Annotated in this window: 9 protein-coding genes; 4 read left to right on the forward strand and 5 right to left on the reverse strand. The window is 68.7% G+C overall.

Features of this window, described 5'->3' with window-relative positions:
- Window positions 1-19: 19 nt before the first annotated feature.
- From xylB to HF024_RS03855, 4 genes are all read right to left on the reverse strand, one after another.
- The gene (gene xylB / locus HF024_RS03840; protein ID WP_168688697.1) at window positions 20-1,453 is read right to left on the reverse strand and encodes a xylulokinase; all 1,434 of its coding nucleotides are present in this window, start codon (window positions 1,451-1,453) and stop codon (window positions 20-22) included.
- Window positions 1,454-1,550: 97 nt separating this feature from the next.
- Window positions 1,551-2,741, reverse strand: coding sequence for a xylose isomerase (gene xylA, locus HF024_RS03845; protein WP_085371001.1), 1,191 nt, complete (start codon window positions 2,739-2,741; stop codon window positions 1,551-1,553).
- An 11-nt stretch (window positions 2,742-2,752) separates the two neighbouring features.
- Window positions 2,753-4,009 carry an endo-1,4-beta-xylanase gene (locus HF024_RS03850; RefSeq protein WP_210724018.1) on the reverse strand — a complete coding sequence of 419 codons (1,257 nt, stop codon included), beginning with the start codon at window positions 4,007-4,009 and terminating at the stop codon, window positions 2,753-2,755.
- A gap of 75 nt (window positions 4,010-4,084) precedes the next feature.
- Window positions 4,085-5,113: a LacI family DNA-binding transcriptional regulator gene (locus tag HF024_RS03855; protein ID WP_085371003.1), complete on the reverse strand. Its 1,029-nt coding sequence runs from the start codon at window positions 5,111-5,113 to the stop codon at window positions 4,085-4,087.
- Window positions 5,114-5,280: 167 nt separating this feature from the next.
- On the opposite strand from HF024_RS03855, the gene HF024_RS03860 reads away from it, so the two are divergent.
- The 4 genes from HF024_RS03860 (at window position 5,281) to HF024_RS03875 (ending at window position 11,029) form a co-directional block, all read left to right on the forward strand.
- Window positions 5,281-6,570, forward strand: a complete 1,290-nt coding sequence (locus HF024_RS03860; RefSeq protein ID WP_168688698.1) for an extracellular solute-binding protein — start codon at window positions 5,281-5,283, stop codon at window positions 6,568-6,570.
- A gap of 9 nt (window positions 6,571-6,579) precedes the next feature.
- The gene (locus tag HF024_RS03865) at window positions 6,580-7,611 is read left to right on the forward strand and encodes a sugar ABC transporter permease (protein WP_168688699.1); all 1,032 of its coding nucleotides are present in this window, start codon (window positions 6,580-6,582) and stop codon (window positions 7,609-7,611) included.
- Complete coding sequence (locus HF024_RS03870) at window positions 7,611-8,504, forward strand: carbohydrate ABC transporter permease (protein WP_168688700.1); 894 nt, start codon at window positions 7,611-7,613, stop codon at window positions 8,502-8,504. The genes HF024_RS03865 and HF024_RS03870 overlap by 1 nt, the downstream gene beginning before the upstream one ends.
- A gap of 104 nt (window positions 8,505-8,608) precedes the next feature.
- Complete coding sequence (locus tag HF024_RS03875; protein WP_168688701.1) at window positions 8,609-11,029, forward strand: glycoside hydrolase family 3 N-terminal domain-containing protein; 2,421 nt, start codon at window positions 8,609-8,611, stop codon at window positions 11,027-11,029.
- Window positions 11,030-11,041: 12 nt separating this feature from the next.
- On the opposite strand, the gene HF024_RS03880 is transcribed toward HF024_RS03875, so the two are convergent.
- On the reverse strand, window positions 11,042-12,010 hold the full coding sequence (locus tag HF024_RS03880) for an acetylxylan esterase (RefSeq protein ID WP_168688702.1): 969 nt from the start codon (window positions 12,008-12,010) through the stop codon (window positions 11,042-11,044).
- Window positions 12,011-12,042 lie beyond the last annotated feature (32 nt).

Below are 12,042 nucleotides of genomic sequence, written 5' to 3' on the forward strand. Positions count from 1 at the left end.
CGCCCGAACCATCCGGCGCTCAGACCCCCGCGGTCGCGCGCGCGTACTGCTCGCGGATCACCGGGCGGGTGTCGACCGCGAGCGCCGGTGCAGCATCCACTGTCCACTCCGGCCGCTCGCCGGTCAGCGCCCACGCGGCCTGCACCGCCGCGCCGTTCGCCACGTACTCGCCCGGCGCCGGCACCACGACGGGAGCGTCGAACACCTGCGCCGCGATGGCGGCGACCGCGCGGTTCTGCGCGGCCCCGCCGATCAGGAGCACGCGCTTCTCCCGCACACCGACCGCGCGCACGGCGTCGAGGCCGTCCGCGAGCCCGCAGAGCATCCCTTCGATGGCGGCGCGGGCGAACGTGGACGGGCGGGTGCTGGCGATGGTGAGCCCGTGGATGCTCGCCGTGGCGTCCGGCAGGTTCGGGGTACGCTCTCCCTCGAAGTACGGCACGAGGACGACGCCTTCCGCGCCGGGCTCGGCGGACAGCGCGAGGTCGGCGAGCTCGTCGAAGTCGACCGAGAGCAGGCCGGAGATGGAGCTGATCACGCGGGCGGCGTTGAGCGTCGCGATCAGCGGCAGGCTGAGTCCGCTGGCATCGGCGAAACCCGCGACCGTTCCGCTCTCGTCGGATACGGGGGCATCGGTCACCGCGAACACCGTGCCGCTGGTGCCGATCGAGACGACCACGTCGCCGTCGGCGGCACCGAGCCCGAGCGCGGCGCCCGCGTTGTCGCCGGCGCCGGGTCCGACCAGCACGCCGGAGGGGGTGCGTCCGGCCGACTCCGCCGGCCCGAGCACCCGCGGGAGCACGATGCCGTCGCCGGCCGTGCCTGCCTCCCGGGCCGCGCGACCGAAGGCGCGCGAGAACAGGTCGAGGTCGTACGCCCCGGATGCAGCGCCCCAGTATGCGGTGCCGCTCGCGTCCGAGCGATCGGTCGTCAGCGCGTCGAGGTCGGGGCCGAGCTCGCTCTCGCCCTCCGGGCCATAGCCGAGCAGGCGCCAGGTGAGCCAGTCGTGGGGGAGGGCGACCGCTGCCACGCGTTCCGCGTTCGCCGGTTCCGCGTCGCGCAGCCAGCGCAGCTTGGTCGCCGTGAAGGAGGCGACGGGGACGACGCCGACGCGGGCGGCGTATTCGGCGGCTCCGACCTCGTCGATGAGGTCCCGGGCGGCCTGGGCGGAGCGGGTGTCGTTCCAGAGCAGGGCGTCGCGGACGACCCGGCCCTGCGCATCCAGTGTCACCATGCCGTGCTGCTGCCCGGCGATGGACACAGCGGCAACGTCGTCGAGTCCGCCGGCCTCCTCGATGGCCTGCTGCAGAGCGACCCACCAGGCGGCGGGGTCGACCTCGGTGCCATCGGGATGCGCGGCACGCCCGTACCGCACGACGGCTCCCGTTTCGAGGTCGCGCACGACCACCTTGCAGCTCTGCGTCGATGAGTCGACTCCGGCGACCAGCGTCATCCGCTCTGTCCTTTCCGATGAATGGGGGAGAGGGGCGCCCGGTTCGCGGGCGCCCCTCGAGGTGTTTCAGGTGTGATTCAGTCGCTTTTCAGCGGGTTCAGCGAGCGCCGAGCAGGTGCTCGAGCGCCAGCTGCTGCAGCCGCACGAAGCCGAAGCCCTTGCCGCCGAAGTACGCGTCGGCGTCGAAGTCCTCGTACGAGGCGCGGTCGGCCAGCAGGTCGTCGTAGCTCTCGCCGTCGGCCAGCGTGGTCTGCGCGAGCTGGGTGACGCGCGACGCCTCGAGCGCCTCCTGCACCTCGGGGTCGGCGCGGAAGGCCTGCGCGCGCTCCTTGAGGAGCAGGTAGGTGCGCATGTTCGCCGCTGCGGAGTCCCAGACGCCGGTGATGTCCTCGGTGCGCGACGGCTTGTAGTCGAAGTGGCGGGGGCCGTCGTAGGACGGGCCGCCGTTCGGGCCGCCGTTCTCGAGCAGGTCGACCAGCGCGAACGCGTTCTGCAGGTCGCCGTGACCGAAGACCAGGTCCTGGTCGTACTTGATGCCGCGCTGACCGTTGAGGTCGATGTGGAACAGCTTGCCCTGGTAGAGCGCCTGGGCGATGCCTGCCGCGAAGTTCAGGCCGGCCATCTGCTCGTGTCCGACCTCCGGGTTCACGCCGACCAGCTCGGGGCGCTCCAGCGTCTCGATGAACGCCATCGCGTGGCCGACCGTCGGGAGGAGGATGTCGCCGCGGGGCTCGTTCGGCTTCGGCTCGATGGCGAAGCGGATGTCGTATCCCTTGTCGGTGACGTACTGGCCGAGCAGGTTGACGGCCTCGCGGTAGCGCTCCAGCGCGGCGCGGATGTCCTTGGCCGAGTCATACTCCGCACCCTCGCGGCCACCCCACATGACGAAGGTCTTGGCGCCGAGCTCGGCGGCCAGGTCGAGGTTGCGGAGCACCTTGCGCAGCGCGAAGCGGCGGACGGCGCGGTCGTTGGAGGTGAAGCCGCCGTCTTTGAAGACCGGAGCGCTGAACAGGTTGGTGGTCACCATCGGGACGATCACGCCGGTGTCGGCGAGGGCGCCCTTGAGGCGGTCGATCTGCTTCTGGCGCTCGGCGTCGGTGGAGCCGAAGGCGAACAGGTCGTCGTCGTGGAAGGTCAGACCGTACGCACCGAGCTCGTTGAGCTTCGTGACGGCCTCGACGACGTCGAGCTGCGGACGGGTGGGGCCGCCGAACGGGTCGGTGCCGTTGTATCCGATGGTCCAGAGTCCGAACGAGAACTTGTCCTCGCGGGTGGGTGTGGCAGTCATAGCAATTTCCTTCAGTTGTTCGATGGGATGGAGATCTGAATGCGATCGGTGGTTCGGTCGATGGTGATCGGGGTGGCCGCGTCGCCGACACGCACCAGGTAGTCGCCGCTGAAGCCGGAGACGGCGACGCGTCCGTTCTCGTCGGCGATGGTGGTGGTGGAGCTCAGCCACCACTCATCGGCGATGAGCCTGCGCAGCGCCCCGTACGACGGCTTGGGCGTCCCGTCCGCGCGGACCAGGCCGATCGGCGCGCCGAGCCACGCATCGGCGTCGGTGAGACCCCAGTACGTGATCGCTTCGACGGAGGGATGCGCGACCAGCGACCGGTAGTGCCGCACCAGTTCGTCGGCCTGCCGCTCTTCGCCCTCCGGCGTCGACGGCCACTCGGTGATCTGGTAGTCGTTGAGGTCGACGATGTCGGCCGGCATCAGGTGCCCGGACACCAGCGACGTCTCCGTCAGGTGCAGGGGAAGGCCGTAGCGGGCGAACCGGTCGACCGTCGCGAGCACGGCGTCTTCGCCCCAGTAGCCCTGGTGCATGTGGGTCTGCAGGCCGATGGCGTCGATCGGGATGCCGGCCTCCAGCACGCCCTCGATCAGGCATTCGTATGCGGTCGACAGGTCGAAGTCGTTGAGCAGCAGCTTCACGTTCGGGTTGGCGGCGCGGGCTTCCTCGAACGCCATCCGGATCATGGCGATGCGTCCCTTGGCGCGGGCGAGTGGGGTGATCGCGTTGTCGCCGTTGTCGAACACCGGCATGATGACGACCTCGTTGATGGCGTCCCAGGTGTCGATCAGGCCGTCGAAGTCGTGCACCTCGCGGCGGATGCGCTCGCGCTGCAGGCGCTCGACCTCGTCGAGCGGCAGGCCGAGCAGCCAGTCCGGCTGCACGGTGTGCCAGACCAGCGGGTGGCCCTTGAGCGCGACGCCGCGGTCGCGGAACCAGCGGGCGGTGCGCTGCAGCCTGGCGGTGTCCGGCTCTCCGCGCCGCGGCTCGAAGCGGCCCCAGTAGAACGGGAGCGTCGCGGTGTTGAACACGCCGGTGTACAGCTCGGCGAGACGTTCGTCCGCCTCGTTCCCCTCGCCGTTCGCCAGGCCGATGAAGTCGAAGCCGATGTTGCCGAAGCCGAACGCGTGCCTGGTCTGCTCGACGGTGACCTCGGCGCCGGCCAGCGGCTCTCCTCGCGCATCCAGGACCGTGACGACGGCCTCGTGGATGCGGTGGGCCGGCGCCGTGGTCGACGGCTCGGCTGCGGAATAGATCGACACTGATTCACTCTCGGAGGGGAATTGTTGTTTCTAAGAACATATCAGCGAGAGCGGCCGATGGGAAATGCGAATTTCTCAGACGGTCGGGGCGGGACCCGTGCTCGCGCGGACGACCAGCTCGGCAGGGAGGTGCACGCCGGTCGCGACGGGCTGTCCGTCCAACAGGGCGAGCAGCATCTGCAGCGCGCGCTCGCCGAGTTCGTGCAGCGGCTGCGCGACGGTGGTCAGCGGCGGGGTGGAGTTCGCCGCATCCGGGATGTCGTCGAAGCCGACGATCGAGAGATCCTCCGGCACCCGGAGGCCCAGCTCCCTGGCGACGGAGAGCACGCCGATCGCCGAGGTGTCGTTGGCGGCGAAGACCGCCGTCGGCCGGTCCGGCCGGTCCAGCAGCTCGCGCGCCACGACGGCGGACTGTGCCGCGGAGTACTCGCCGTACAGCACCAGGTCCTGGTCGAACGGGATGCCCGCCTCCTGGAGTGCCTGACGGTAGCCGTCCTCGCGGAGCTGGGCGGAGGCCAGATCCCGTCGGCCGCGGATGTGCGCGATCCTGGTGTGCCCCAGCCCGATCAGGTGGCGAACGGCGACGAGCGCGCCTCCCACGTTGTCCGAGTCGATCGTCGCAGGGCCGCCCTGCCCCGTGTGCGGGTCGATCGCCACGACCGGGATGGAGGAACTCGGGATGAGCGTGGTGGGCGTGACGATGATCGCCCCGTCGATGAGCGTGCCTGCCAGGCGGGACAGCGACTTGCGCTCCCACCCGACGCTGCTCACGCCGGAGACGAGCCCGGTGTACGCGAGCAGTTCGTATCCCGTGCCGGTGGCGGCGACCGAGATGCCCTTCAGCAGCTCGACGGAGAACGGCTCGAACTCGGCGACGAGGATGCCGATGACGTTGGTGCTGCGCCTGCGCAGGCTGCTCGCGACGAGCGAGGTCTCGTAGCCGAGCTCGTTCACCACCTCCATCACGCGCTGGGAGGTGGTGGCCGCGACGCCGTAGCGTTCGTTGACCACCTTGGAGACGGTGGACACCGAGACTCCTGCCGCACGGGCGACGTCGTTGATCGTCACCCTGCCGAAGGCGGCGGGGTCGAGTTCCGTGGACATAGTGGACACAGTACCGTGCGCCCAGCGCTTTTCCAGGTTTGCAGCGACATTTCGATAACGTTGTCGAAAACGTTATCGACATCGTTTGACAAATCACAGGATGGGATGCGAAGCTCTCGGCGGGCGGACGAATGTGCGTCAATGAGGACAACCAAGGAGTTTCCACAATGAAGAGGAAAATTCGAGCGGCGGGCTTGCTCGCACTCGTCGCGAGCACAGCCCTTCTCGCAACGGCGTGTAGTGGCGACGGCGGCTACTCTGCTGACGGCAAGGTCACGATGACCTTCTGGCACAACTCCACCACCGGACCGGGCAAGGCCTACTGGCAGCAGACGGTCGCGGACTTCGAGAAGGCCAACCCCAACGTCACGATCAAGATCCAGTCCATCCAGAACGAGGACATGGACGGCAAGCTGCAGACCGCGCTGAACTCCGGCGACGGTCCCGACATCTTCATGGCACGCGGTGGCGGAAAGCTCGCCGACGTCGTCGCAGCAGGTCAGGCGATGGACATCAGCGACAAGATCGACTCCGCGACCAAGTCGGCGGTCAGCGAGGGCGTCCTGAACTCGTTCGCCGTCGACGGCAAGATCTACGGCATGCCGACCGCCGTGCTCCCCGGCGGCATCTACTACAGCCAGGACCTCTACAAGGCGGCCGGCGTCACCACGACCCCGACCACCATCCCGGAACTCGAGGCGACGGTCGAGGCCGTCAAGAAGACCGGCGTTCAGCCGATCGCCCTCGGTGGCAAGGACGCATGGCCCGCAGCGCACTGGTACTACTTCTTCGCCCTCCGCGAGTGCTCGCAGGACACGATGAACAAGGCGGCCAAGTCGCGCAGCTTCGACGACAACTGCTGGCTCAAGGCCGGTGAGGACCTCCAGTCCTTCGCCGCGACGAAGCCGTTCAACGACGGCTTCCTGACCACCACGGCACAGCAGGGCGCAGGCAGCTCCGCCGGTCTCGTCGCCAACCACAAGGCGTCGATGGAACTGATGGGCGCCTGGGACCCGGGAGTGATCGCATCGCTCACCCCCGACCAGAAGCCGCTGGCCGACCTCAGCTGGTTCCCGTTCCCCGCGATCGACGGCGGTAAGGGCAAGGCAGACGCGATGATGGGTGGCGTCGACGGCTTCACCTGTGCCACGAAGGCTCCGAAGGAGTGCCCGGAGTTCCTCAACTTCTTCATGCAGAAGAAGTACCAGGAGGGCTACGCGACCGCGTTCCAGACCCTCCCGGCGAGCAAGGACGCCCAGGACGTCGTCACCGACCCCGCGCTGAAGAAGATCCTCGAGGCGTACAACAAGGCACCGTACGTGTCCGTCTGGCTCGACACCCTCTACGGACAGAGCGTCGGTAACGCTCTGAACGCCGGTGTCGTCGACATGCTCGCAGGCAAGGGCAGCCCGGAGGCGATCGTCAAGGCCGTCAACGACGCCGGAGCAAAGGGATAGTTCTCGATCATGAGTGAGTCCCTCGGTGCAAAGTCGGTCATCGACGAGCAACAAGCTCCGAGCGTTCGCACAAACGGGGGTGACGCCGTCGTGGCGTCACCCCCTGTGCGGTCGCGTCCCCCGCGACGCCGCAGAGGCGGTGGTTGGCGTCAGCGAGCAGAGATCACCCTGCTGGCCGGTCCGGCGATCATCATGTTCCTGGCGTTCGTCATCTTCCCGGTGGTGCTCGCCGCGTACTACGGCTTCTTCAAGTGGAAGGGCTACGGAGCCCCGACCGACTTCGTGGGGCTCAACAACTACCTGATCATCTTCCAGGACAAGACGTTCCAGGACGCCTTGACGCACAACGGGATCATCCTGGTGCTCTCCCTGGTCATGCAGGGGCCGGTGGCGATCGTGCTCGCCCTGCTCCTCAACCAGAAGATCCGCGGGCGCACCATCATCCGCGTGCTGATCTTCGTGCCGTACGTGATCTCCGAGGTCATCGTCGGAACCGGGTTCAGCCTGATGCTGCAGAGCGCAGGCGCGGTCAACGACCTGCTGCAGAGCATCGGCCTCGGTGCGTTCAAGCAGGACTGGCTGTCCGACCCGAGCATCGCGATCTGGTCGCTGATGTTCATCATCTCCTGGAAGTACATCGGCTTCGCCGTGATCCTCTTCCTCGCCGGAATGCAGAGCATCCCGGAGGAACTGTTCGAGGCGGCAGCCATCGACGGGGCGAGCTACTGGCAGATCCAGCGGCGCATCACGCTTCCGCTGCTCGGCCCGACCATCCGGATCTGGGCGTTCCTGTCGATCATCGGCTCCCTGCAGCTGTTCGACCTCGTCTACATCATCTGGGGTCAGTACGTCGCTGCGACCGCAGGGACGTCGACCATGGCGACGTACATGGTCGTGAACGGCCGCGGCTCAGGCAACTACGGCTTCGGCAACGCCGTCGCGGTCGTGATGTTCCTCATCTCGCTCGTGATCGCCCTGGTCTACCAGCGTTTCGTGCTTCGTCGCGACATGGTCGGCGCCATTACGGAGGGTAAGAAGTAATGTCAGCAACGACAGCCGGAACGGTTCAGCCGGTGAGGGAACAGCGCGGCCGCAGGCAGCGTCTCTCCAAGAACGGTGAGAAGTGGGGCAGCCCCGTCACCTACTTCATCGCGCTGGTCTTCATCGCCGTGTGCCTCGCCCCGATCCTCTACACGATCATCGGCGGCTTCCGCACCAACTCGCAGATCACCACGTCGCCTGCCGGCCTCCCCAACCCCTGGGTGATGGTCAACTACGCCGACGTGCTCACCAGCTCGACGTTCTGGCTGGAGGTCGGCAACTCGGCCATCGTCGGCATCCTGACCACGGTCGGCGTCGTCGCCCTCGGGCTGATGGTCAGCTACGTGCTCGCCCGCTACACGTTCCGCGGCCGCGGGGCGATCTACTCGCTGTTCGCGGCCGGACTCATGTTCCCGCTGACGGTCGCGATCACCCCGCTCTACATCCTGGTCAAGGATCTCGGGCTCACCAACAGCCTGGCGGGCGTCATCCTGCCGCAGATCGCGTTCTCCCTGCCGACGACGGTGATCATCCTGGTGCCGTTCATCCGGGCCATCCCCGTCGAACTGGAGGAGGCCGCGGCGCTCGACGGCACCAGCCGTCTCGGGTTCTTCTTCCGGATGGTGATGCCGCTGTCGATCCCGGGTGTCGTGACCACGGGCATCCTGGCGTTCATCGCGAGCTGGAACAGCTATCTGCTGCCGCTGTTCATCCTGAATGACCCGTCGACGTTCACCCTGCCGCTCGGAGTCCAGGCGTTCGCGTCGCAGTACTCCGTCGACACGGCGAAGGTCCTGGCGTTCACGTCGCTCTCGATGATCCCCGCTCTGATCTTCTTCACGATCTTCCAGAAGCGGATCGTCGGCGGCCTGACCGGCGCGGTCAAGGGCTGACCGCGGCCGCCGTCCGTTTTTCGTCCCACTGCATTCAGCTCTCTCTCTTGTGATTGGTTCCTGTGAAGAAAAGCACTGAGTCCGCGACCGTTCTTCCCGCGGCCATGCCAGACGTGTCGGAGCGTGTTCGCGCGCTCCACGCCCGGATGACCCTCGAAGAGAAGCTCGCGCAGATCGTCGGGTACTGGCTCGATCAGAACGGCCTCGTGGCCCCGATGCAGGGCGAGATGGCCGCTGCGCAGGATGCGAAAGGCAGCCTGGCCGATGTCACCCGGCACGGCATCGGGCACTACACGCGGGTGTACGGCACGCGTCCTGTCGAGCCCGCCGAGCGCGCAGCCTGGCTGTGGAACGAGCAACGGAGGCTGAAGCGTGAGACCAGGCTGGGCATCCCGGCCCTGGTGCACGAGGAGTGCCTGACCGGGCTGGCGACGTGGAAGGCGGCGACCTTCCCGACGCCGCTCGCGTGGGGTGCGTCGTTCGACCCGGAGCTCGTGGAGGAGGTCGGCGCCGCGATCGGCGACTCGATGAAGCAGCTCGGCATCCACCAGGGCCTCGCCCCGGTGCTCGATGTGATCCGCGACCCCCGCTGGGGCCGGGTGGACGAATGCATCGCCGAGGACCCGTACCTCGTCGGCACCGTTGGGACCGCGTACGTGCGGGGTCTGCAGGAGTCGGGCGTGCACGCCACGCTCAAGCACTTCCTCGGATACTCGTCGTCGCGAGCGGGGCGCAACCACGCGCCCGTGCACGCCGGTCCGCGGGAGATCGCCGACGTGTTCCTGCCCCCGTTCGAGATGGCCATCCTGGATGGCGGCGCCCGCTCGGTGATGAACTCGTACACCGAGATCGACGGCGTCCCCGTTGCGGCGGACCCGAGCCTGCTCACCGGCACGCTGCGCGAGAAGCTGGGCTTCGACGGCGTGGTGGTCGCCGACTACTTCGCCGTGGCGTTCCTGGAGGTCATGCACGCCGTGGCCGCCGACCGCGGCGAGGCGGCAGCCCTGGCGCTCGAGGCCGGCATCGACATCGAACTGCCGACCGGCGACGCGTACCTGCAGCCGCTGGCCGACCGCATCCGGTCGGGGGAGTTCGACGAGGCGTACGTCGACCGCGCCGTGCTCCGCGCGCTCGCCCAGAAGGAGGAGCTCGGCCTGCTCGACGCCGACGCGTTCGAGGACGAGCCGCCCGCCGAGGTCGACCTCGACTCTCCGCGGCACCGCGAGCTGGCCAGGCGCCTGGCGGAGGAGTCGGTCGTGCTGCTGTCGAACGACGGCGTCCTGCCGCTCGGATCACGCACGACGCCCGTGTCGACCGTCGCCGTGATCGGCCCGAACGCCGACCGCGCGGAGGCGCTGCAGGGCTGCTACTCGTTCGCCAACCACGTGCTGGCCGGACACCCTGGCCTCCCGCTCGGGTTCGAGATCCCGACCGTGCTCGAAGCGCTGCCCACCGCGTTCGCGGATGCAGGGCTGCCCCTTCCGGAGTTCGTGCACGCCGAGGGCTGCACCGTGGAGGGCGACGACGAGTCCGGCTTCGCGGCAGCAGTGGATGCGGCGACCGGCGCCGATCTCGCGGTGGTCGTCGTCGGCGACCAGGCCGGCCTGTTCGGCCGCGGAACGGTCGGCGAGGGCAACGACTCCGAATCGCTCGAGCTGCCCGGCGCCCAGCGGCGCCTGGTCGACGCGGTGATCGCCACGGGCACGCCGGTAGTCATGGTGCTGCTCACCGGCCGTCCGTACGCCATCGACTGGGCGCTGAACGGAGACGCAGCCCCGAGCGCCGTGCTCCAGGCCTTCTTCCCCGGCGAGGGCGGCGGCCCGGCCATCGCCGACATCCTCACCGGACGGGTGAACCCCTCGGGCCGTCTCCCCGTCTCGATGCCGCGCTCGGCCGGCGCGCAGCCGTACTCGTACCTGCACCCGATCCTGGGCGGCCCGTCCGACGTGACGGCCACCGACTCCACTCCGGTGCTCCCGTTCGGCTTCGGCCTGACGTACACCTCGTTCGCGTACTCCGACTTCGAGGTCGACGCGGACGCATCCACCGACGGGGCGTTCGCCGCGACGCTGACCGTGACCAACACCGGCTCCGTGCGCGGCACGGACACGGTGCAGCTCTACGGCCACGACGTCACGGCAACGGTCACGCGGCCGGTGGCTCAGCTGCTCGGGTACACCAGGGTCGACCTGGAGGCCGGCGAATCCGTGCGGGTGACCTTCGACGTGCCGGCGACCAGGCTCGCGTTCAGCGACCGCAGGATGGTCAGGGTCGTCGAGCCCGGCGACGTGGAGGTGTGGGCGGCGACGCACGCAGCGGCATCCACCGGCCTTCGCGGAGACGAGGTCACCGGAGGTGCGATCGTCAACGAGAAGCAGGCAGACGTGCGCCACATCGCCGGAACGGCGACCGGGCGGGCCATCGTGACCCTGACCGGCGACGTGCACGAGGTGACCGCCGCCGACCGGCGCACGGTCGGAGTGCTGCTGTCCGAGCGGGCAGAGGAGATGGTGGACGCGGTCTAGAACCGCTCGGTTCTAGAACCGCTCGGCCAGCCACCTCGCCTGCTTCTGCCACTGCACGGCGGAGCCGCCTTCGTGGTCGTTGAACGGGTAGACCTCGATCGTCGTGTCCTCCGCCGCGAGGTGGTTGAACGCGGCCATCGTGGTGGACGGAGGCACGACGCGGTCCATCAGCGCCACCGAGAACAGCGACGGCACCTGGATGCGGCGGGCGAAGTTCACGCCGTCGAAGTACGAGAGGGTGCGGAAGACCGCATCCACCTGGTCGCGGTGCACGGCCAGGTAGGTGGCCAGCTCCAGGTACGGGCCGCCGATCGCGACCTCTGCTCCGCGGCGGAAGGCGCTGAGGAAGGCCACATCCGGCAGCAGGGCGCGCACGCCGTCGGCCAGCGCTGCGGCGGCGATGGCGATGCCGCCGCCCTGGCTCCCGCCCGTCACGGCGATCCTGTCCGCGTCGACGAACGGGAAGGCGCGCGTCGCATCCACCGCCCGCACGGCGTCGGTGAAGACGCGGCGGTAGTAGTACTCGCGCGGGTCGTGGATGCCGCGGGTCATGTATCCGGGGGTCGCCGGGCCTGAGCCGTGCGGGTCAGGGGTGTCTCCTCCCGTGCCCCAGTTGCTGCCCTGCCCGCGCGTGTCGACGAAGACGTGCACGTAGCCGGCGAGCGCCCAGAGCACGTTCTCTCCCGGGAGTCCCCGCCCTCCGCCGTAGCCCTGGAACTGGACGACGGCGGGCAGCGGACCCTGTGCATCCCTCGGCCGGGAGACCCACGCGCGCACCGGCTCCCCGTTGAAGCCGGGGAAGGTCAGGTCGTCGACGATCAGTTGCGTGATCGGGGTGTCCGCCGGGGTGAGCGTGACCTCTCCGCCGGCGGAGCGCGCTTCGGCGAGCGTCTCCGTCCAGAATGCGTCGAAGTCGTCCGGCTCGTCCACCTCCGGGCGGAAAGCGAGCAGTTCGGCGGGAGACAAGTCGGTGAAAGCCATCGCTGAGCGGATCCTCCTGGGAAGTTTTCGCC

It is taken from the genome of Leifsonia sp. PS1209 (assembly GCF_012317045.1).
In the GTDB taxonomy this organism is placed as follows: domain Bacteria; phylum Actinomycetota; class Actinomycetes; order Actinomycetales; family Microbacteriaceae; genus Leifsonia.

What these genes read in the sequence shown, in the direction of transcription:
- HF024_RS03870 (WP_168688700.1), top strand. Translation starts at nt 7,611, where the DNA reads ATGTCAGCAACGACAGCCGGAACGGTTCAGCCGGTGAGGGAACAGCGC.
- HF024_RS03855 (WP_085371003.1), bottom strand. Translation starts at nt 5,113, where the DNA reads ATGTCCACGGAACTCGACCCCGCCGCCTTCGGCAGGGTGACGATCAAC.
- xylA (WP_085371001.1), bottom strand. Translation starts at nt 2,741, where the DNA reads ATGACTGCCACACCCACCCGCGAGGACAAGTTCTCGTTCGGACTCTGG.
- HF024_RS03880 (WP_168688702.1), bottom strand. Translation starts at nt 12,010, where the DNA reads ATGGCTTTCACCGACTTGTCTCCCGCCGAACTGCTCGCTTTCCGCCCG.
- HF024_RS03875 (WP_168688701.1), top strand. Translation starts at nt 8,609, where the DNA reads ATGCCAGACGTGTCGGAGCGTGTTCGCGCGCTCCACGCCCGGATGACC.
- xylB (WP_168688697.1), bottom strand. Translation starts at nt 1,453, where the DNA reads ATGACGCTGGTCGCCGGAGTCGACTCATCGACGCAGAGCTGCAAGGTG.
- HF024_RS03860 (WP_168688698.1), top strand. Translation starts at nt 5,281, where the DNA reads ATGAAGAGGAAAATTCGAGCGGCGGGCTTGCTCGCACTCGTCGCGAGC.
- HF024_RS03865 (WP_168688699.1), top strand. Translation starts at nt 6,580, where the DNA reads ATGAGTGAGTCCCTCGGTGCAAAGTCGGTCATCGACGAGCAACAAGCT.